At 63.1% G+C, this 21,189-nt stretch carries 19 protein-coding genes; 9 read left to right on the forward strand and 10 right to left on the reverse strand.

Annotation, left to right across the window (positions count from 1 at the left end):
- Positions 1–409: 409 nt before the first annotated feature.
- Complete coding sequence (locus tag RCI06_RS01530) at positions 410–1,363, forward strand: sugar-binding transcriptional regulator (protein WP_158595548.1); 954 nt, start codon at positions 410–412, stop codon at positions 1,361–1,363.
- A 156-nt stretch (positions 1,364–1,519) separates the two neighbouring features.
- On the opposite strand, the gene RCI06_RS01535 is transcribed toward RCI06_RS01530, so the two are convergent.
- Together RCI06_RS01535 and RCI06_RS01540 are read right to left on the reverse strand one after the other, a co-directional pair.
- Positions 1,520–2,920, reverse strand: a complete 1,401-nt coding sequence (locus tag RCI06_RS01535; protein ID WP_306573793.1) for an amidohydrolase family protein — start codon at positions 2,918–2,920, stop codon at positions 1,520–1,522.
- Positions 2,921–2,930: 10 nt separating this feature from the next.
- Positions 2,931–4,250, reverse strand: a complete 1,320-nt coding sequence (locus tag RCI06_RS01540) for a uracil-xanthine permease family protein (protein ID WP_101552211.1) — start codon at positions 4,248–4,250, stop codon at positions 2,931–2,933.
- A 370-nt stretch (positions 4,251–4,620) separates the two neighbouring features.
- Here RCI06_RS01540 and RCI06_RS01545 point away from each other — a divergent pair, with 370 nt between their 5' ends.
- Both RCI06_RS01545 and RCI06_RS01550 read left to right on the forward strand, forming a co-directional pair.
- On the forward strand, positions 4,621–5,688 hold the full coding sequence (locus RCI06_RS01545; protein ID WP_306573795.1) for a LacI family DNA-binding transcriptional regulator: 1,068 nt from the start codon (positions 4,621–4,623) through the stop codon (positions 5,686–5,688).
- Positions 5,689–5,704: 16 nt separating this feature from the next.
- Positions 5,705–6,826 carry a 4Fe-4S binding protein gene (locus tag RCI06_RS01550; RefSeq protein ID WP_306573797.1) on the forward strand — a complete coding sequence of 374 codons (1,122 nt, stop codon included), beginning with the start codon at positions 5,705–5,707 and terminating at the stop codon, positions 6,824–6,826.
- A gap of 61 nt (positions 6,827–6,887) precedes the next feature.
- Here RCI06_RS01550 and RCI06_RS01555 read toward each other — a convergent pair whose 3' ends face one another.
- The 8 genes from RCI06_RS01555 to RCI06_RS01590 form a co-directional block, all read right to left on the reverse strand.
- Positions 6,888–7,334, reverse strand: coding sequence for a VOC family protein (locus RCI06_RS01555; protein ID WP_101552205.1), 447 nt, complete (start codon positions 7,332–7,334; stop codon positions 6,888–6,890).
- 83 nt (positions 7,335–7,417) lie between these two features.
- Positions 7,418–8,953 (reverse strand): FGGY-family carbohydrate kinase, encoded by a 1,536-nt coding sequence (locus RCI06_RS01560; RefSeq protein WP_306573799.1) that lies wholly within the window; start codon positions 8,951–8,953, stop codon positions 7,418–7,420.
- A 25-nt stretch (positions 8,954–8,978) separates the two neighbouring features.
- On the reverse strand, positions 8,979–9,686 hold the full coding sequence (gene deoC / locus RCI06_RS01565; RefSeq protein WP_101552201.1) for a deoxyribose-phosphate aldolase: 708 nt from the start codon (positions 9,684–9,686) through the stop codon (positions 8,979–8,981).
- An 18-nt stretch (positions 9,687–9,704) separates the two neighbouring features.
- Positions 9,705–10,877 (reverse strand): iron-containing alcohol dehydrogenase, encoded by a 1,173-nt coding sequence (locus RCI06_RS01570; protein WP_306573802.1) that lies wholly within the window; start codon positions 10,875–10,877, stop codon positions 9,705–9,707.
- 71 nt (positions 10,878–10,948) lie between these two features.
- A complete protein-coding gene (locus tag RCI06_RS01575; protein ID WP_276870996.1) occupies positions 10,949–12,295 on the reverse strand; it encodes an amidohydrolase family protein in 1,347 nt (448 codons plus the stop codon).
- Between the two features lie 74 nt (positions 12,296–12,369).
- Complete coding sequence (locus RCI06_RS01580) at positions 12,370–13,812, reverse strand: sodium:alanine symporter family protein (protein WP_121586059.1); 1,443 nt, start codon at positions 13,810–13,812, stop codon at positions 12,370–12,372.
- A gap of 24 nt (positions 13,813–13,836) precedes the next feature.
- Positions 13,837–15,018, reverse strand: a complete 1,182-nt coding sequence (locus RCI06_RS01585; RefSeq protein ID WP_121586124.1) for a PLP-dependent aspartate aminotransferase family protein — start codon at positions 15,016–15,018, stop codon at positions 13,837–13,839.
- 337 nt (positions 15,019–15,355) lie between these two features.
- A complete protein-coding gene (locus tag RCI06_RS01590) occupies positions 15,356–16,153 on the reverse strand; it encodes a helix-turn-helix domain-containing protein (protein ID WP_101552193.1) in 798 nt (265 codons plus the stop codon).
- 334 nt (positions 16,154–16,487) lie between these two features.
- Here RCI06_RS01590 and RCI06_RS01595 point away from each other — a divergent pair, with 334 nt between their 5' ends.
- From RCI06_RS01595 to porA, 6 genes are all read left to right on the forward strand, one after another.
- Entirely contained in the window at positions 16,488–17,219 is a 732-nt protein-coding gene (locus RCI06_RS01595; RefSeq protein ID WP_101552190.1) for a GntR family transcriptional regulator, read from the forward strand.
- 76 nt (positions 17,220–17,295) lie between these two features.
- Positions 17,296–18,138 (forward strand): class II fructose-bisphosphate aldolase, encoded by an 843-nt coding sequence (locus RCI06_RS01600; RefSeq protein WP_158595546.1) that lies wholly within the window; start codon positions 17,296–17,298, stop codon positions 18,136–18,138.
- Entirely contained in the window at positions 18,135–19,109 is a 975-nt protein-coding gene (locus RCI06_RS01605) for a PHP domain-containing protein (RefSeq protein WP_306573806.1), read from the forward strand. Before RCI06_RS01600 ends, RCI06_RS01605 begins: the two co-directional genes overlap by 4 nt.
- A 1-nt stretch (position 19,110) precedes the next feature.
- Positions 19,111–19,689 (forward strand): 2-oxoacid:acceptor oxidoreductase family protein, encoded by a 579-nt coding sequence (locus tag RCI06_RS01610; protein ID WP_256151577.1) that lies wholly within the window; start codon positions 19,111–19,113, stop codon positions 19,687–19,689.
- Positions 19,686–20,021: a 4Fe-4S dicluster domain-containing protein gene (locus RCI06_RS01615; RefSeq protein WP_101552181.1), complete on the forward strand. Its 336-nt coding sequence runs from the start codon at positions 19,686–19,688 to the stop codon at positions 20,019–20,021. Before RCI06_RS01610 ends, RCI06_RS01615 begins: the two co-directional genes overlap by 4 nt.
- A complete protein-coding gene (gene porA, locus RCI06_RS01620) occupies positions 20,008–21,186 on the forward strand; it encodes a pyruvate ferredoxin oxidoreductase (protein WP_306573808.1) in 1,179 nt (392 codons plus the stop codon). Before RCI06_RS01615 ends, porA begins: the two co-directional genes overlap by 14 nt.
- The last annotated feature ends 3 nt before the right edge of the window (positions 21,187–21,189 follow it).

The following is a 21,189-nucleotide window of genomic DNA, read 5'->3' on the forward strand; positions in this document are numbered from 1 at the left end:
TGACCTCCTGTGTGGAAATTTGAAATTGCGTTCACTCTGCAGGTGATTGCTTGTTGCAGTTCCTACTATATGGCATTTCCGAGCGTTTTTCAAGCAAATAATTGAAATTTAGATCAATTTTGTCAAGAAAACCAGAATAAGAATGCGTATTTATTGGTTTTATCCTTAAATAGTGAAAATTTGTTCAATTTGTTGCTTGCGAAATTACAGATATGGGCGAGGATCAAAAAAACCGGACACGATTATTTCCGGAAAAACGAATAAAACACAAAATAATTGAAACTATTCTCGAAAAGTAAAAACTAAATTTGAAATTTAGTCCAAATCTATTGACAAAGCAATCATTTTTTTCTATTCTAGAGAAAGAGAAGGAAGCAAAATAATGGGAATCAACCGTGGGGGGAAGACGATGAACAGAGATGGGCAGCTGCTCTATACCGTCGCGCGGCTCTACTATCTGGACAACCTGAACCAGGCCGAGATTTCGGCCGAAATGGGGCTGTCGCGCCCGAAGGTGTCCCGCCTGCTCGCCAAGGCGCGCGAGGACGGGATCGTGAATATCCAGATCAGCCCGCCGCCCTGCGGCGACGTGCACGAGCTGGAGGAGCGTATCCGGGCGCGGTTCGGGCTCGAGCATGTGCTGGTGACCGAATCGCCCTACGCGGACGACAAACGGGCGCTGGCCGATACCGTGCGGCAGGCCGCGCCCTTTTTCCAGGGCTTCCTGCGGGACGGGGACAAAATCGGGATCGCATGGGGCTATACGTTGCTGAAGCTGGCGGAACACCTGCAGGAGGTTTCGATGCCCGCCTCGGTCATCCTCCAGATCGCCGGGAATCTCGACAACGCCGACAGCAACAACTTCGCCAATGAGATCGTGCGGCACTTTTCCCAAAAGCTGGGGGTCAAATCGCTCAACACGCTGCCCTGTCCGGTGGTGGTGGAGAACTCCATCATTGTGGACCTCCTGCTGCACGACTCCAAGATCAGCCACATCATCAACCAGGTCAACGGCGTGGACGTGGCGTTCCCGAACATCGGCGTACTCAGCGAGGAGAACTGCCTGTGGCGCACCGGATACATTTCCACAGAGGAGCTTCAGCAGCTTCACCGGAGCGGTTCGGTGGGCTGCATCTGTTGCCGCTTCATCAACGAGCGGGGGGAGATCGTGGACCCCTCCCTCGACGAGCGGACGATCAGCATCGGACTCGAGGCGCTGCGCAGCGCCCGCCACTCCTGCGCCTGCATCGCCAGCGACGACAAGGTGCCCCCGCTCGTCGGCAGCCTGCGCGCGGGGCTGGTCGACGTCCTCGCGATCGACTCCCGCACGGCGGAGACCCTGCTCGCCTACGCGGAGGATTAGGGGCGTGAAACAGGACCATAAAAAAGGACGCGTCTGCGTCCTTTTTTTGCGCGCCGGGGCGAACCCCGCGGAATAGAGAGACACACCCTCCGCACATTCTTTGGAATGTGCGGAGGGTGTGCTTCTTTGCGGTGCGATATCGTGAATGAGAGGAGGTCAAACCAGGTCGGCCTTCAGCCGGGGTTCCCGGACGGACGCCTTCGTCAGCAGCTCCCTGCCGACGCGGTTGACGAGCCCGCACATCCCGGCCTCGTCGATATGGGTCAGCTTCCCGTCCCTGACGACGGTTTCCCCGTTGACCACGACGTCCTTCACCATGCGGGGGTCGCCGCTGATGACGATGCAGGCCGCGGGGTCGTTGCAGCCGCCGGCATATTGCAGCTGGTTCCAGTCCATAACGACCAGGTCGGCCGCCATATGGGGCGCGAGGAAACCGATGTCGTCGCGGCCAAGCGTTTTGGCCCCGCCGGCCGTGGCGAGGTAGAGGATGTCCTCCGGGCCGACGGCGTCCCGGCCCCAGGTGAGCCGGTTGACGAGATAGGCGCTGCGGATCTCCTCCATCATGTTGGAGGAGTTGCTGCTGGCCGCGCCGTCCACGCCGAGGCCGATGCGGCTGACGCCCGCCTTGAGGTAGGCCGGGATGGGGCTCACACCGGAATTCAGGAACATGTTGGAGATGGGGCAGTGCGCGATGCCGGTGTTCGTCTTCGCCATCTGCCGCACCTCCTCCTCGTTGATGTGGACGCAGTGCGCGTAGTAGAAGCGCTCGCCCAGCAGGTCGTGCCGCCGGAACCATTCAAAGGGGCGGCAGCCGAATTTTTCGAGGGTGAATTCGGTCTCATAGCGGCTTTCCGCCAGGTGCCCGTGCACGAGCAGGTCGTATTTTTCCGCGAGGTCGAGCGCGGCGCGCAGGCTTTCGAGGGTGCCGTACTGCGGCATGCTGGGCGCGACGCCCACCCGGCACATGGAAAACCGCGACGGGTCGTGGTAACGCTTCACGAGGCGCTCGGTGTCCGCGATGATCTCCTCCGGCGCGCTGATGATTTCGGGCGGGACGATGTTGCTTGCCAGCGATTCAAAGCCGCGGTTGGGATGGAACCGGATGCCGATCTCCTCCGCCGCCAGGATCGTCGCCTCCACCAGCCCCTCCACCGGGTGGGGATAGAAGAGGTCGTTGGAGGTGGTGCAGCCGGTTTTGAGCGCGTCGCCGAGCCCGGCGTAGACGCCCGCCCGGGCGACCTCCGGAGTCAGGTCCTTGAAGATTTCAAACATCACCTGGAGCCACGGCTCGAGCACCAGCCCGTTTGCAACGTTGATGTTACGGATGAGGGACTGCCAGGTGTGGTGGTGGACGTTGACGAACCCCGGGAGGATGACGCGCCCGGAGGCGTCGACCACCTCGTCGACGGGGGTGGTCGCGCGGTGCTTTTCGGCGAGGCGCTCGCCGATGTCCACGATCTCATTCCCGCTGATCAGCAGGTCGCCGTGGCGGTAGCGGCGGCGGTCGCCGTCCATCGTCAAAATCCAGTCGGCGTTTTGGTAAAGGATGGTTTTCATGAGGAGCCCCCTATTCTGATACGGTGTCTTTCGCCTTCTTTTCGGCGGGGATCAGGACGCTGAGCAGGATGGCGGTGATGGCGGTGCCCGGCAGGCCGCTGAGCATCGAGGTGACCCAGAAGGGGAAAGCCGCGAGGCTGTCCGCCACCGCGCTGAACCCGATGCCGACCGCCAGCGAAATTCCCACGATTGTGGTTTCGCGGTTGCCCATTTCGCAGTTCTTGAGGATGTTGATGCCCGAGAGGATGATGACGCCGAAGGTCATCAGCGCCACGCCGCCGAGCACCGCGTTGGGGACAAGGGTGAAGACGGCGCAGATTTTCGGGCAGATGCCGCAGAGCATGACCAGCACGCCGGTGATCGCGATCACAAAGCGGCTGGTGACGCCGGTGAGGCCGCAGAGGCCGAGGTTGGCGCTGATCGAAATGGTCGGGCAGAGATTGAAGAGCGAGCCGAACACGCTGCTGATCCCCTGCGCGAGGATGCCGCCGTGCTGTTCCTTTCCGGTGGGCAACCGGTTTTCGGCGAGGTTGGCCGCGGTGGTCTGGTCGCCGAGCAGCTCGAGCAGGGCCACAAGGCAGAGGAAGCTCACCGTCACGATGGTGCCCAGCTCAAAGCGGATGCCGAAGTGCAGCGGCTGCGGCACCCGGAGCCACGCGGACTGGATCATTTCGGAAAAATCCAGCTTCCCCATAAAGCCGTAGACCGCCGTCATGACGACCATCGAGACGAGCGCGGCGCATTTTTGCAGGAGCCCCTTCGTAAACCGCTGGAGGAAGAGGGTCAGCAGGATGGTGCCGCCGGCCAGCAGGTAGTTGCTCAGGGAGCCGTAGTCGGCGCTCCCGGTGCCGCCCGCGCAGTAGCCGATCGCCACGCCGCACAGGCTGATGCCGAGGATCGCCACGATCGTGCCGGAGATGTAGGGCTTTACCAGCTTTGCAATTTGCTTGTAGAGTCCGCCCCACACGATCAGGCAGACGACGCTGCCGACCAGGCAGGCGCCCGTGAAGGTGTCGAGCCCGTGCTGGGCGGCGATGGCGATGCCCGGCGCCACGAAGACGAAGCTGTTGCCCAGAAAGACCGGCAGCCGCGCGCCGACGGGACCCGCGCCGATCGATTGGAGGATGCTGGCGATGCCCGCGACAAACAGGCAGGCGGCGATCAAAATGGTGATCTCCGAGGCCGGCAGGCCGATTCCGCCGCCGATCAGCAGCGGGATCGGGACCGTGTTCAGCAGCAGCACCGGCAGATGCGTAAATCCAAGGGCGATCGCTTCCCGCAGGGGGGGACATTCGTTGAGCCCGTAGCCTTTTGGAATTTTCTTAAACATTCTGTTTCCTCCTTACTCACGAGAAACTCGTGACACACACAGAAATCAGCTTTCCAGTGCCCTCCGCGGGAATTCGCGCGCAGACCCGCTGATGAAAATGGAATGTAACAAATGCACTTGTTACATTTACAAAATACCACATTGCCAAAAGGCTGTCAATCGTTACATCGACAGAAATAAACCCGGATTTGTTGTGTAAAACGCTTGAAACGGAGCAAATTTTTTAAAATTACCACCCGCCGGCTGAACGAGTGAATGGGGTCGCTTGCGCTGGAACTGATGTAACATAACGATGTTACCGGGATATGTTTCACTGATTATTCGGAAACTTCACGCGGAATACTTGATGAAAAGGGATTGCTGTGCTAAGATGGAAAAAAAGACAGGATGCGTCCAGAAACGGCAGGTGAGGCTTTTGAATATCCGGGAGATCGCACGGCAGGCGGGGCTTTCCATCGCCACCATTTCCCGCGTCATCAACCATCCCGAGACCGTCGCGCCCGAGACGAGGGAGCGCGTTTTGGGGATTTTGGAGTCCTGCAACTATTCGCCCAAGCTGGCCGCCAAGCCGCCCAGGAAAAAAACCGGCGCCGTCGTCCTGATCGTCCCGGTCCTGCCGCGGTATTACGGCATTCTTGCCGGCATCCGCCAGGTCCTGCAGGCCAACGGCTACCAGCTGACGATCTGCGAGACGAGCGGCTTTCGGGGCGGGGAGAACGGAAGCATCCGCGCGGTCGCGGCCTCCCGGCCGGACGGCGTGATCCTGGTGCGCGGCTACGAAGCCCCGCCGGAGCTCGGGCCGCTCCGGCAGGCGGGGATTCCCGTCGTCCTGATCGGGAAGTGCGCGGACGCGGAGAGCGAGAACAACTGCAGCATCAACTTCCAGGACGCCGCCGCCAAGCTCACCGCCCACCTGATCGACATGAAATACACCCGTATCGCGCTGGTGCAGACCGAGGCGGACTATCCGGAAAAGCCGCAGATCACGGCGGGCTTTTTGCAGGCGCTCGCGGCGGGCGGCCTGGACGCGGGCGGCTGTCCCATTCTGGAGACGGAGGACAGCGTCCGGGGCGGGTACATCGTTTTAAAGGAGATGCTCGCGGAGGGGGAAGCCCTGCCGCAGGCGTTTTTTGCCGCCGATGACGGCATCGCGGTCGGCATCATGAAGGCGGCGCAGGAGGAGAAGCTCGCGGTTCCCCGCCAGCTGGCGGTCGCCGGCTTCACGGACTCCGAGATGGCCACGGTCGTCTGCCCGGCGCTCACCACGGTGGAGCATCCGTATGAGCGGCTGGGGACGGTGGCGGCCCGGCGGCTGATCGACCTTATCGAGAACAGCGAGCTTTACGACATCGAAACGCAGGAGATCGTGCTGAAATCCAAGCTGAAGATCCGCAAATCCTGCGGCAATAAGAAGAATATCTATGAGCAGTTCGAGTGAGGGGAGGGGAAGCGGTATGTGCACAGCGGTGGATTTTATGGGCCTGCCCCTGAAAAACCCGGTCATCGTGGCGGCCGGTCCCTGGTCGCGGGACGCCGCGTCGATCCAAAAGGCGATCGACGCGGGGGCGGCGGCCGTCGTCACCGAAACCATCACACTGGAAAAGAGCCAGCTTCTCCGGCCGCGCATCTACCGGCAGGAGGGGCGGCTACTTAATACGACGCTCTACAGCACGCTGTCCTTCGAGCAGCTGGAGCGGGAGCTTTCGCAGGTCCGGAAGGGGGACAGCTTCCTGATCTGCAACATCCGCGGCGGCACCCCCTCCGAGCTGGCCTACACCGCCACGGCGGTGGATCGCTTCGGCGCGGACGCGCTGGAGCTCTGCTGCTTCACCCCCATCGGGACCAAGATGGAGAACCTCGCGATCCATCCGGATGAGATCTACGAGATGATCCGGCAGGTCACCCAAAAGGTCTCCGTCCCCGTGATGGTGCGGCTGCCCCATCACGCGGCGTCCTCCCGGGAGTTCGTCCAGGCGGTGGAGCGCGCCGGGGCGAAGGCTGTCAGCGCGATCGAAACCCTCTCCGGGCTCATCGGGGTGGACGTCGAGCGCGGCCGCTCCCGGACGCCCACGATCGGCGGGTATTCCGGCCCGCATATCCGTCCGGTTTCGCTGGCGGCGACCGCCATGCTCAGCCAGCTGGCGGACTGCCAGATCGCATCGATGGGCGGGGTGGAGGACGCGCTCAGCGCGCTGGAATTCCTCATGCTGGGAGCTTCGGTGGTCCAGCTGGGCTCGGCGGTCCTGCTGGGAGGATATGGGCGGATCACCCGGACGGTGGAGGATCTGGAGGCGTGGATGCGGGTGCACCGGTATGGCTCGGTCGAGGAGCTGCGCGGGATCGCGCTGGACTCCCTCTCCCCCTTTGAGGAGATCCTCACCCGCCGTCTGCATGCCTCGCTGGATTCCCCCTGCGGGCAAAGCTGCGGGGAGGGCGGCTGTCCCTGCGTCACCGCCTGCCTCGACGGCGCGGTCGTCCGGGAGGGAGACCGCGTCCGGGTCGTCCGGGAGCGGTGCTCCGGCTGCGGGCTCTGCGTTTCGCTCTGCCCCGGCGGACATTTTTCCCTGCGGAAATAGGCGCACATACCAAAAAGAGGCCGCTGAACCTGTTCAGCGGCCTCTTTTGATATGGGTTGCCTTATGGATTGACGAGCGCGGGCCCGTCCCCTCCCTCCACCCAGGCGAAGATCTCCCAGATATTGCGTTCATAGTCGAGGAAGTAGGCGGCGCGCGAACCAAATCCGAAGGTCTCGGGCTTGCTGATGCAGACCACTCCCTTGGAGGTGAAATCCTCGTAGATTTCGTCCACGTCCTCCACCCGCGGGACCTTGATCGCGGTCATGAAGTTGTGCGCCTCATCCATGAGGTTCTGCTCGCCCATGATCTCGGCGACGGCGTCCCGCGCCCAGATTGCGATCGTCGCGCCGCGGAAGGAATACTCGATAAAGTTGGGGTTTTCCACCGTCGGCTGGATCCGCTTCGGCTGGAATCCCCACTTGTCCTCAAAGAATCGGCGGGAACCGTCAAAGTCCTTCGGGAAAAAACAGATGGCTTCAATGTTGTCCAGTTTTTCAACCGCGCTCATAAAATCGCTCCTTCATATTTATTTTTACCGCGTGGTTATGCGGCCGGGTACTTGGTGCTTGGGGCGGGCGGAAGCGCCCGCCGTCACAGGGAGGAGAGCTGCCGGAAAGCGCCGCCGCGCAGGGAGGCGTACACCTCCCGGTAGACGCGGTGGAGTCGGCGGTAGGTCTCGGCGTTTTCCGGGATCGGCGGCACGGTATGCGAGATGTGCACCATTTCGCGCGCACCCTCCCGCACGTCGGCGAAGAGGCCCGCGCCCACCGCGCCGATGATCGCCGCGCCGACCAGCGTCGCGTCCGCGACGGCAAGCACCTTGACTTCCGTGGCGAACATGTCGGCGATGATCTGCCGCCAGAGGCGGGATTTCGTGGCGCCCCCCGTGATGGCGAGAGAACGGATGGAGACGCCGGATTCCCGCATTGTCTCGTACATGTCCTTCGCCTCGAGGGTGATCCCCTCCATGACGGCGCGGAGCAGGTCGTTTTTGGTGCTCGAGAAGGTCAGCCCCGCGAAGACCCCTCTGGCGTCGGGGTCCCAGTTGGGATACCCGCTTCCGGTCAGGTGGGGAAGGAAGACGACCCCGTTTGAACCGGGCGGGCTTTGTTCGGCGCGGATATCCATCAGCCGGTAGGCGTCCGTGCCGGTATCTTCCGCGCGGGCGCATTCCGTCTCCGCGAGGACGTCGCGCGCCCACCGATAGGCGCTCGCCGCCCCGAGCTGGTTGGCCTCCAGCTCGCAGATGCCGAAGGCGGGGGAGAGCGGGGCCATCAGGCCGGCGGTCTTGCTGAGGTCGAGGGACTGCGCGCCCGCCACGAGAAAACCGGAGGTGCCAAGAGTAAGGGAGGCCATGCCGTCGCTCACAACGCCCGCGCCGATGGCGGCGCACTGCTGGTCGCCCGAACCGGCGATCAGCGGCAGTCCCTCCGGAAGCCCGGAGCGGGCGGCGGCCGCGGCTGAGACCGAGCCGATTCGCGCGCCGGATTCCACGAGGGGCGGCAGCTTTGCACGGTCGATACCGGTCGCCGTCAGGATGCGGTCGGACCAGCCGCGCGCGGCGAAATCCACCAGCCCCAGCGTGCAGGCGGCCGTCAGCTCGGCGCGCAGCTCCCCGGCGCCGAACCGGTAGGACACATAGTCCCCGAGGTGTACGATCCACCTCGCGCGGCGGTATGTATCCGGGTCGTTTTTCAAAATCCAGACGAGCTTATGGATGGCGAAGGGAGGCGAGACGGGCATCCCGCTGATGCGGTAGAGTTCGCCGGGATCGATCCGTCCGGCCGTTTCGTCGATCGTCTCCGCCGCGCGCTGGTCCTGCCAGCCGTAGAGACGGCGGTCAATCATCCGCATTTCATCGTCCAGGAAGCCGAACGTCGACCGCTGGCAGGAAAAACTGGCGCAGGCGAGCTGGGAGGGGTCGACGGCCGCCGCTTCCACGGCGCGCCGGCAGGCCTCAAAGGTCTTTTCGACGATCTCCTCCGAATCCTGCTCCACCCATCCGGGGCGGGGATAGGCGGCGCCGTATTCCCGGTACCCCTGCCCCGCCACCGAGCCGTCCGTCCCGATGATCATCGCTTTCGCGCCGGTGGTGCCCACGTCGATTGCCGCGATATAATGTTCCAAACAGAGCTTCTCCTTTCCCGGCCCGTCAGAGGAGGCCGATTTCCTTCATCTGGTCGTACGCGTCGATGATCTGGCCGGACGCCCGCGTTCCGATGAGTTCCGCCCCGGCCTTGATGAAGGCGTAGGCGTTCTGGGGACGCGGGAATTTGACGCCGGCCACCTTCAGCCTGACCCCGGTGCCCGTGAGCGCCTTTTTCATGACAAGGAACTGGTCCATGCTGGGGCCCTCGTACTGTCCGGTGGAGGTTTTCGCGTAGTCCAGTCCCGCCTCGGCGATGAGCCCGCATACCCGCGTGATCTCCTCATCCGTCAGGAAGCACACTTCCAGGATGACCTTAGTCAGCGCGTCCTTCCCGGCGATGCGCTTGAACGCGTCCAGCTCCGCCTTCGTCACGTCGTAGCGGCCGTCGCGGACCGCCCCGACGTTGATGATCAGGTCGAGGGTGTTGCAGCCCGCCCGGAGCGCCTCCTCCATCTGGGCGATCTTTACGGGCAGGGGGGAGGCCCCGAACGGAAAGTCGATTCCCGTTCCGATCAAAAGGTCGCTCCCTGCCAGCTCCTCCCGGACGACAGGGGTCCAGTAGCTGGTCGCGGAATAGAACGCCGCGCAGTTGTAGGCGCGCGCGGTGCGGCAGCCCTCCCGGATCTCCCGTTCGCAGGCGTTTTTGGGGAGCACGCTGTGGTCGAACAGCTTGCCGAGTTCCTTTTTGGAGATGTGCGCAAGATCAACCATTCCGAATCCCTCCAGCAATCAGTAGGCTTTTTCAAGCAGGCGGGTGATGTCGGCGGCGTCCAGGGTCTGATAGTCGTTATCCAGCCCCACGCCCATATAGGCGACCGTCGCCTCGGCGATCGCGCGCACGTCCGGGCCCACCCCGACCTCGCGCAGCGTCTTGTCGAGCCCGATATCCCGGAGCAGCGCCCTGATCTCATCGATCGAGCCGGCCAGCAGTTCCTCGTCGGAGCGGCCCTCCGTCTTAGCCGCGGGGTTCAGCAGCTTCCCGACCACCTTGTATTTGTCCGGATTGGAGCGCATGTCGTACTCGTAGACGACCGGCGCGAGCGCCGCCAGGAATTCGCCGTGCACGACGTTGTCGATGCCGCCAGCGGCATGGGCGACGGCATGGCAGTTGGTCACGCCGCCCATCGAGATGGCGATGCCCGCCAGCGTGTCCGCCAGCGCCATCTGCGAGCGGGCCTCGAGGCTGCCGCCCTGTATGACCGCCTCACGCAGGTATCTGCCGACTATCGAGATCGCCCACTCGGCGTAGAGGTCGGAGATGGGGGTGGACATGCGGCTGGTGTAGGCTTCAAGCGCGTGGCAGAAGACGTCGAAGCCGGTGCTCGCCGTAATCCTCGGAGGCAGGCTGAGCATGAGCTCGGGGTCGATAATCGCGTGCCTGGCCCAGGTGTAGTCGCAGCCGAAGCCGGGCTTTTCCTTTGTTTCGGGGTTGGTGATGACCACATACTGGGTCACGTGGCTGCCGGTGCCCGACGTGGTGGTAACTGCAACGACCGGTAAGGTCGCGCCCGTGATCGCCTGCCGTCCGCCGCTCGGGGTAGGGGCGAAGTCCCAGATCTTTCCCAGGTGCCCCGCCGCAATTGCGATCCCCTTGGCGGCGTCGATCGCGCTGCCGCCGCCGAGGCCGATCAGGACGTCGACGCCGCTGTCCATGGCAAGCGTCGCGGCCCGGTCGACATCGACCGAGAGAGGGTTGGGGCTGATATCGGTGAACGCCACCGACGCGACGCCGCTGTCCGAAAGGATTTTTTCCAGCCGCGCGAGCAGGCCGTTTTCCCGGAAGAAGGGCCCGGTCGTGACGATCATCGCCTTTTTCCCATACTGCTTTACAACTTCTCCGGCCTCCCTGATTTTCCCGGGGCCAAAGGTGAGCCTGACCGGCGTGTTCCAATTGAATTCCATGGTGTTCCTCCTAAAGCTGGGATGTGTTTGCGCGAGCAAAACATCCTCTGGTTTGTGGACGGCCCCGCGGTTCAGTCCTCCGGCCGGAGGAGCTCCCGCGGGCCGTACCGCGCGAGTACCCGTTCCCCGGCCTCCCGCGCGGCCTCCATGATCCGTTTCCGGTCCACGCGGCAGAGGCTGCGGTCGCGCATGACCGCGCGCCCGCCGATATAGCTGTCGCGCACGTCCTGCCCCGTCACGCTGTAGGCGAGGGTGGAGAGGACGTTGTCGTAGTGGCCGAGGCGCAGCGGGCAGAGGTGGGGCGCGTCGGTATCGATCGTGATGAAATCGGCGCGCTTGCCGACTGCAATGCTCCCGAGCTCCTTTTCCAGCCCAAAGACCCGCGCCCCCTGGATGGTGGCCATCTCGAGCGCCTGCCGTGCGCTGACCGCGCGGACGCCGCCCGTGATCGCGTGCAGGAGCAGGATCCCCTTGATCTCGCGGAAGAGGTCGTTGCTGTTGTTCCACAGCCCGCCGTCGGTGCCGAGCCCGACCGGGACGCCCGCGGCGAGGTAATCGGGGATCGGCGCGACCCCGTCAGCGATCTTCATCTCGCAGAGCGGGGTGTTGACGACGCGGAAATCGGCCCTGCCGAGCATCCCAACCTCCTCCCGGTCCACCTGCACCGCATGGGAGCCGATGATGGGGGCGATATCGAGAAGCCCGCGCTCCTGGAGGTAGCGCACGGGGGTTGTGCGGAAATGCTCGGCGATGTGGCGGGATCGCCAGTCGGTCTCGGCGAAATGCTGGGTAATGAGCACCCCGCTGTCGCGCGCGAATTCCTCGATCAGGCGCAGTTGCTCCTCGTCGAAAAATTCCTCCGAAAGGCTGCTGACGACGGGCAGGATGCCCTGTTCCCGGCACTCCGAAAAGAACGCCGCATAGTCCTCCCGCAGGGCTTTTGCCCCGCCGGCGGCGAGACGGTCCTGGATGTCGTCGGAGACGCCGCCCCGGATTCCCGTTTCGGCCATCGCCCGTATCGAGTCCTTCCCGAGGGAGGTGTACTCGTGCTCGAGGAGGAAGGTGGTGCCGGACATGATCGCCTCGATATAGGTCAGCTGGCGCGACCAGAAGAGGTCCTCCTTCGTGAGGTCCTCCAGGAAATAGCGGCGCGGCTCGTAAATTTCGTTCTGCTCCAGCAGTGTGAGGCCGTCCCCAAGCCCCCGCAGGACGGTCATGTCGCCGTGGACGTGGCCGTTGACCATGCCGGGGAAGATGATTTTGCCCGCCGCGTCGACGCGCTCCCGCGCCTCGCCGGGGAGCGCGCCCTCGCATACCGCGGCAAACCGTCCATCCGTCACGCCGATGGAGCCGACGAACGGCCGGCAGCCGGGCTCCATCGTGACGATGATGCCGTTTTCAAGTTTCAGATCAAACATGCGACCCCTGCCTTTCAATGGCGGAAGCGGCGGGGAACCCGGGGCTCCCCGGCCGCTCCCGTCCTTTGGTTCGTTTAGGCCTTCGCGGAGGCCTCGTCGTCGACCACCTCGCCGTAGATCACCGGCTCGGGGTTTTCGCCGCGCTTGAGCGCGGGCAGGTAATTGTCAAAGAAGTCGTGGAAGAGGCGCATGATCTCCTTGCGGTTCCCGATGATCAGCGTGACCGTCAGTAGGATGAAGACGGCGCTGATGAGGTCCTGCAGGGCCCAGATCGCGGCGACGTCCAGCGTGGAGAGGAAGACCAGCGGCAGGACGTAGTAGCAGATGTGGGCGTATTTGAGCACGGGCGTCAGCCGCCGCTTGCCCAGACAGAAGTTCAGCGACTTTTCGCAGGAATAGAAGAGCGCGATGATCGTCGTCCAGACGAAGAAGCCCAGGATGATCGCCATCAGGTAGGCGCCCCACTCGCCGTAAGCCATGCGGAAGGAGATCGTGGAGAGCTGGCCGCTGGTGATGTCGCCGTAGTCGATGTAGGAGTTGGTGATGATCAGGGTGAGCGCGGTCATCGTGCAGATGACGATGGTGTCCACGAAGATTTCGCCCCATGCCCACGCGCTCTGGCGGACCGGATGGTCGGTCCTGGCCGGGGCGTGCAGGACGATGCCGAGCCCGGTGCCGGCGTCGTTGGAATACATCCCGCGTGCGAGGCCGTAGCGGACCGCGTCGCGGACGGTGGCGCCCGCAAAGCCGCCGACGCCGGCGATCGGGGTAAAGGCGTGGGAGAAGATCGAGCCGAAGGCCGCGGGAATCCGGTCATGGAAAATGACCAGGATGCCGACGCAGGCGACGATATAGAGGATCGCCATGAAAGGGACGGCCTTTTCCGCAACGGCGGAGATCCGTTTGAGGCCGCCGGCGACAGTGATGAACACCGTGATGCCGAGGAAGGCGAGGATGAAGCGCTTGTCGATGCCGAACGCCTCGTGGATCGAGTTGGTGAACGCCTCGCTCTGGGTCAGGTTGGACCAGGGCCCGGAGATGACGCACCACAGGCCGACCAGGAAGCCGCCGACCTTCCAGCCCATGGCGTCGCGCACGACGAACGCGCGCTCGCACATGAACTCGTTGGAGGATTTATACCGGACGCGGTATCGCTGCCCGAGGATGATCTCGGCCGCCTTGGTGGACATGCCCACCAGTCCGGCGACCCACATCCAGACGATGGCGCCAGGGCCGCCCATCGTGACCGCCGTCGCGACGCCGGCGATGTTTCCGACCCCGACCGTGCTGGCGAGCGCCGTGCATCCGGCCGCGAAGCTGGAGATGGTCCCCTCGCCCTTTTCCCCCTTCTTGAAGAGCTTGCCGATGGAATTCTGGAACATGAACTTGAGGGAGAACTGGTATTTGAATTTGAACTTGATCGTCATGTAGATACCGATGCCCAGCAGGGCGATCGTCATCGGGGTCCCCCACAGGAAATTGGCGACCGCCTGTATGCCGTTAACCAGGAAATCCATTATCTTTCCTCCTCATCTGATCTGTCAGGTGAATACGTCCAATGCGGAATTAAATTCGGAAATCAGGTCGTCAATGTCCTCCGTTCCCACCGAGACGCGCAGCAGCCCCTCATGGATTCCCATCTTGAGGCGGATTTCCTCGGGCACGCCGTAGTGGGAGGAGGAAACCGGATGGGACATGCTGGTGCGCAGGCCGCCCAGCGTGGTCAGGTATTTGACGAACTGGAGACGGTGCAGGAATTCGTTGATCTTCTCCCGGTCGTCCGCCACCGAAAAACTCAGCATCGCTCCGCAGCCGTGGGGGAACATCCGCTTGGCTAGCTCCCGCTGCGGGTGGGTGTCGAGGCTCGGATGGTTGACGCGCCGTACGTGCGGGTTTTTAAGCAGCGCCCGGGAGAGCAGTTCGGCGTTTTCGATCTGCTTTCTGACGCGCAGGCCCATCGTGCGGACGCTGCGCAGGCAGAGCCACGAGGACACCGGGTCCGCGCAGCAGCCGGTCAAGATATACTGGTTGCGCAGCTCCGCGCCGATCTCGGGATCGTTGTAGGTGATGGAGCCCGCCGTCAGATCGCTGTGGCCGCCGAAATACTTGGTGAGGCTGTGCATGACAAGGTCCGCGCCGTGCTCCAGCGGCTTGATGACGAACGGGGTGGTAAAGGTGCTGTCCACCATCAGGACGGCGCGCGCGCCGTGCGCGACAGCCGCGACCTCGTCCAGGTCCACCAGCGTGGTGAGCGGATTGGAGATCACTTCGGTGTAGAGGACCTTTGTATTGGGCCGGATCGCCTTGCGGATTTCGTCCGGGTTGGTAAAATCGGCATAGCTTGTCTCAATCCCGTACCGGGGGAGGATGTTGTCCATCAGGTCGATCGTCTCGCCGTAGAGCGAGCTGTTGGCCAGGATGTGATCCCCCTGTTTGGTGCAGGTGTGCAGGGCAAGGTTGATCGCCGCCATGCCGGAGGAACAGACGAAGGTCTTCTGCCCGTTCTCCAGGTAGGAGATCGCCTTGCCCAGCGCGTTGCGGTCGGGGTTTGCGATCCGGTTGTAGACGTAGCCGTCCGCGTCCACCGTTTCGACGAGCTCGTGCAGGTCGCCCATGGCGTAGGCGCTGGCGAGGAAAATCGGGGGCGCGTCCGCATGCAGGACGTCCCCGTCCAGCTCGTCTCCCGCGTAAAGAAGCCCGGTATCGTCTTTCATTTGGTTCATCATAACTCACCTCAAAAATTGGTATCGCCGGTGTCCGGTGAATGGTTCCGTGCCGTCCGGGGCCTGTCGCGACCAGGCCCGACGGTACAGGGGATTTTAACAGTTGCCCGCTTGACGACCTCATTGTAGACCTTGACGCTACGTAAAGGTCTATTCACGTTTTGTTGGAGAATCGAACAAAATATTCTGTAGATTTAGCCAATTATTGATCAAACAAGCCAATACAACCCGCGTGTGGGAAACACAAAACGGTCGGCCTGGCAGGGCTGTCTCAAACGTCAACAATCCTGTCAGGCCGGCCGTCCGGCGGGCCGCGGAACCTTTGGTTCCCGTTTTTTCAGAGGAGGATCTGGATTTCGTACTCCGCCCGCTCGTACTCCTTAAGGTTGTCCTCATACTCGTTGGCGATGACGAGCGTGTGCGGGGGCGGCTCCCGGATGTAGTCCCGGATGCGGTGGGTGTCGATGTCGTCGAGGAAAATCCGCGAGCGAAAGCAGAGGTACTCCCCGGCGGGCAGGCTGCGGATGCCCGGGGAGAGGACGGCGGGCTTCTCCCGGAGGTAGACGAAGTAGCCAGCCTCCAGAAAGCGGCCCTCGAGCATGGCGTCGAAATCCATCAGGAAGCCGTATTGGCGGCGGTAGGCGAGGCGTTCCTCCTGCTTCCGGCTCTTCAGGGCGGCCAGCCGCACCGCCTTTTCGTCGACGGGCTCCCCCGCGAAACAGGGGGTGTTGAGGATATACCGCTCCTCCAGATGGACGCGGTAAAACTCCTCGGGCGGTCTGCCGGAGGCCCCGTAGGTGAAGTATTCGATATACCACTCGATGTCCCGCAGGATTTTTTCCGATTCCTCGATGGCGCGCCGCTGTTTTTCCCGCTGCTCGTTGAGGTGGGAGAGCAGCGTTTCCACGCTTCCCGAGAGGATGACCTCCTTGATGCTCTCGAGCGACAGGCCGAAGCTCTGCAGGTACTTGATGCGGTCGATGTAGTGAAACTGCTTGAAGGAGTAGTAGCGGTACCCGGTGTCCGGGTCGGTGTAGGAGGGGGAGATCAGCCCCATGGAATTGTAGTAGCGCAGGGTGCGCGTTGTAATGCCCATCAAGGCCGCGGTTTCGCCAATGGTATACAATTCTTTCATAACGCACCTCCGTTGTTAAATCAACCTAACATGATTATACCAATACGATCATATATTGTGCAAGTATGATTTTGTGCATATAAATCTCTTGACAAGTGGGTCCGCAGACGCTACTATATTTGTATATACAGGAACGTTCAAGTAAAGGCGGAGAGGGAGGCTGCCGCGCCGGGGACGGTTCCTGTCTATCCCGCTTGCACGCCAAATGCCTGTCTACAGGCGTTTGGCACGACCCTGTCCGCTTGCTTGACATTGTCCAGACACGTAATATAATGAAGGAGGATACATAAAAATTTCCAACTGCTGATAAAGCGTCGGAAACCGGAGGGAAAGTATGGTACTGGACAAAAACAGCCCGAAGCCGCTGTACGCGCAATTGGAGGACATCCTGCGCACCGCGATCCTCAACAAGGAATGGGAAGTGAATCATGCCATCCCGTCTGAGATTGAACTCAGCCGGATGTACAGCATCAGCCGGATGACGGTGCGCGCCGTCATTACCCAGCTGGTGAACGAAGGGATGCTCTACCGCGTGCAGGGGAAGGGCACGTTTGTCGCCGAGCCCAAAATCTCCACGAAATCGCTGGCCTACATGGGCGTGCGCGAGCAGCTGGAACGGATGGGCTATCAGACCTCGACCCGCCTCGTCCGCTTCGAAACGGTCAGGGCGAACGCGCACATTGCCGGAAAGCTGGGGATCACCCGTGGGGACGAGGTCGTCTTCATCGAACGGGTGCGCCTGGTCGAGGGCTGCCCGCTCAGCCTGCATCTCTCCTACCTGCCGAAGGCCATGTGCCCCTCCCTCACGGAGGAGTACCTGGAGACCGAGCAGCTCTGCGTGATCGTGGAAAAACAGTTCGGACTGAAGGCCGCCGCGGTTTCCGAATCGCTCGAATCGGTGCTGGCCACCGAGGAGGAGGCGGAGCTGCTGGAGATCGACCGAAGGTTTCCTCTCCTGATGCTTGAGGACGTCAACAAGTCCCCGGCTGGGCGCATCTTTGAATACAGCAAGGTGCTCTTCCGGGGGGATAAGATCAAACTCCATTTTGAATACGAAACCAAATAATCAGGCATTCGGCCGCGGTATGCCGCAGGGAGAGCGGGAAACAGCCGCGTTCCGCCTGCCGGAAAGCGAGGCTGTTATGAACGGCAATCTGTTTGTCCGCGTTTTGAGGCGGGCGAGGGAGTCCTCGACCGCCTGTGCATCCATCAACATCCTCAACTACAACACCGCGCGCGCGGTCATCCACGCGGCCGAACGGGCGGGGCGCCCGGTAATCCTGCAGCCCTCCGTCGGTACGGTGCGGCGCTATGGGGTCTCCGAAATGTTCCGGATGATCGACGGGCTGCGTTCGGCGGCGTCCGTCCCCGTCGCGCTGCATTTGGACCACTGCAGGGACGAAGAACTGGCGCGCGCCTGCGCCGATGCCGGATGGGACGCGGTCATGATGGACTATTCCGCGCTGCCGCTGGAGGAGAACATCCGGAAGACCCGTGAAATGGCCGCGTACGCGCACCCGCGCGGCGTTGCGGTCGAGGGGGAGGTGGGCGTCATCTTGGGCGTGGAGGAGGAGGTCTCGAGCAAGACCGCCAGCGCCGCGTCCTATGAGGACACGCTCGCCTTCATCGAAGGGGCGGGCGTGGATGCCATCGCGCCCTCCATCGGGACGGCGCACGGGCTGTATACCGGCGTGCCGGCGCTCAATTTCGGGCTGGTGGAGCGGCTCGCCGCGCAGCCGGTCCCCATCGTCATCCATGGCGGCACGGGGCTGCCCGCGGCGGATTTCCGCCGGCTGATCGCCCTCGGCGCCGCGAAGATCAATCTTTCCACCGCGCTCAAGCAGGTCTATCTCGGGGAGTCCCGCAGACAGCTTGAGAACCCGGACGTCGCCCCGGTCGCCTTCGACGAGGCGGTCGAGAACGCGGCCTCCCTGCTGATGGAGAAGTTCATTCGGCTGTTCGCCGGGGAGGACGTCGAGCTGTGAAACCTGTCACGGTAGGCCCGGCCGGCCGGGCAGCTTACGAATGCGACCTGCACAGCCACACGACCCGGTCGGACGGGAACGACACTCCCCGGGAGTCGATCGACCGCGCGGCGGCGCGCGGGCTCAGGATCCTCGCAATCACCGACCACGACGTCCTGCCGCCGGCGGAGGTATCCCTCCCCGACGGGAGCGTCCGGGAAATCCACGCCTATGCCGGGGAGCGGGGCGTCTGCCTGCTGCGCGGCATCGAGTTTTCCTGCGAAACGGAGATTCAGGACGTCCACATCGTCGGCCTCGGCTGCGACTGGGAGGGGCCGGATATGGCCCGGGAGGTCGCCCGCATCGCGGAGAGCAAGTCGGGCTCCTACCTCGAGCTCATCCGCAGGCTGAACGAACGGGGCTACCGGATCGACCTCGCGGAGCTGCTCGCCGCGGGCGGGCGGGAGATCCCCGTCGCGGAGCTGCAAAAGAAAGCGATTTTTGACTACATGGCGGCAAAGGGGTACGTCTCCGCCTGGAGCGAGGCGAAGCTCCTGGTCCGGGAGGACCCCGCCCTCAATGTCGAGCGGGAGAAGCCCGGCGCGCTGCGGATCATCGAGGCGATCCACCGCGCGGGCGGGACGGCGATCCTCGCGCATCCCTATCTGATTGACGAGCAGGTCCGCTTCCAGGGGGAGCGGATCGGGCGGTGGCGGCTGATCGAGCGGCTGGCCGGGGCCGGGCTCGACGGCATGGAGGTGCGCTATACCTACGATAAGACGACCTGCAAGGACCGCCGCCCGCCGGAAGCGATCTGGGCGGAGGTGCGGTCGCGGATGCCGGAGGGGCTGTTTGTCTCGGGCGGCTCCGACTATCATGCTGATTACAAGAAAGGACAGGACAATCCGCGCGACCTCGGGGAATGCGGGCTGACAATGGAAGAGTTTTTATCCGTCCCCGTCTTCGCGCGCCTGTACCGGACGGGAGGTTAAGATGAAAGAGATTGTGGAGATCAGATGGCACGGCCGCGGCGGCCAGGGCGCAAAGACGGCGTCGCTGCTGCTTGCGGACGCGGCCTTCAACACCGGCAGGTATGTGCAGGGATTCCCGGAATACGGGCCCGAGCGGATGGGCGCGCCCATCACCGCCTACAACCGGATCAGCCGGGAGCGCTGCACGGTGCACAGCAACATCTATGAACCCGACTACGTTGTGGTGGTGGACGAGACGCTGCTCTACGCGGTCGACGTAACGAAGGGGCTCAGCGAAGAGGGCGCGGTGATCGTCAATTCGGACAAAAAGCCGGAGGAGCTGCGTGGGAGCCTGCACGGCTACCGGGGAAAAATCTGCACGGTGGACGCGGGACGGATCTCGGAGGAGACGCTTGGAAAGAACTTCCCGAACACGCCGATGCTCGGCGCGGTGGTGAAGGTGAGCGGCGTCATCCCGGAAGAAAACTTCGTGAAGGACATGCGCCAGTCCTTCGCGCACAAGTTCGCCACCAAGCCCCAGATGATCGAGGGAAATATGCGGGCGCTTGTCAAAGCAATGCAGGAGGTGCTCATCGGGTGAATAGCAAACGAGCGGCGGAAATCCGGGAGGATATCCGCTGGCAGGAGATTACACCGGGCGGCGCGGTCTATGAGGGCGGAACCGCTTCGGCGGTGAAGACGGGGGACTGGAGGGTCATGCGCCCGGTCTTCCACGCGGATCGGTGCAGGCAGTGCCTTCTTTGCGCCCCAACTTGTCCAGACATGGCTATTCCGGTAAAGGACGGTAAACGGGAGGATTTCGACTATTTCTACTGCAAGGGCTGCGGAATCTGCTTCAAGGTCTGCCCCTTCCAGGCGATCAGCTTTGAAAAGGAAACGCATCAGGAGGTGAACGGCGATGGGAATCCGTGAACGGCTCTCGGGAAATGAGGCGGTGGCATACGCGCTCAAGCAGATAAACCCGGACGTCATGGGGGCGTTCCCCATTACGCCCTCCACCGAAATCCCCCAGTATTTTTCCCAGTATGTCGCCAACGGGGAGGTCGACACCGCTTTTATCCCGGTCGAATCGGAGCACAGCGCCCTCTCCGCCTGCATCGGCGCGGAGGCCGCGGGCGCGCGCGCGGTGACGGCGACCTCCTCCTGCGGGCTTGCGCTGATGTGGGAGCTGCTGTATGTGGCGGCGTCCTCCCGCCTGCCGATCACCCTCGCGTGCGTCAACCGGGCGCTTTCGGGGCCGATCAACATCAACAACGACCACAGCGATTCGATGGGTGCCCGGGACAGCGGCTGGCTCCAGCTCTACGCGGAGACCAACCAGGAGGCGTACGACAACATGCTCCAGGCGATGCGGATCGCCGAGCATCCGGACGTGCAGCTTCCGGTCATGGTCTGCCAGGACGGCTTCATCACCAGCCACGCGATCGAGAATATCGAGCTGGTTGAAACCGACGCGGTCCGGGCGTTTGCCGGCCAGTACCGTCCGGAGCACAGCCTGCTCGGGCCGGAACCGATGTCGGTCGGTCCATATGACGTCCCCGCCTACTATATGGAGCACAAGCGCCACCAGGCGCAGGGGATGATCAACGCCAAACGGGTCATCCTGGATGTCGCGCGCGAGTTTGAGCGGATGACCGGGCGCGGGTACGGCCTCATCGAGACCTGCCGGATGGAGGACGCGGAATGTGCGCTGGTGCTGATCGGTTCGTCGGCCGGGACCGCGAAGGCCGCGGTCGAACGCCTCCGCGCGGCGGGGAAGCGGGTCGGGCTCGTGAAAATCCGCGCCTTCCGGCCCTTCCCGGCGGAGGAACTCGCGGCGGCGCTCCAAAACTGCGGCGCCGTCGCGGTAATGGACAAGTGCGCGGGCTTCTCCGCGGCGGGCGGCCCGCTGTTCGCGGAGGTCTGCGCGGCCCTGTACGGCACCGCGCCGCGTCCCCTGCTCGTCAGCTACACCTACGGCCTCGGCGGGCGGGATGTGACGGTGGACAGCATGGAGCGGGTGTTTGGAGAGCTCGAGGAGACGCTCCGGTCCGGAGCGGCGGCGGAGCCCTGCCGCTGGCTGGATGTGCGGGGATAAGGA

Source organism: Anaerotruncus massiliensis (ex Togo et al. 2026) (assembly GCF_030825285.1).
Classification (GTDB): domain Bacteria; phylum Bacillota; class Clostridia; order Oscillospirales; family Ruminococcaceae; genus Anaerotruncus; species Anaerotruncus massiliensis.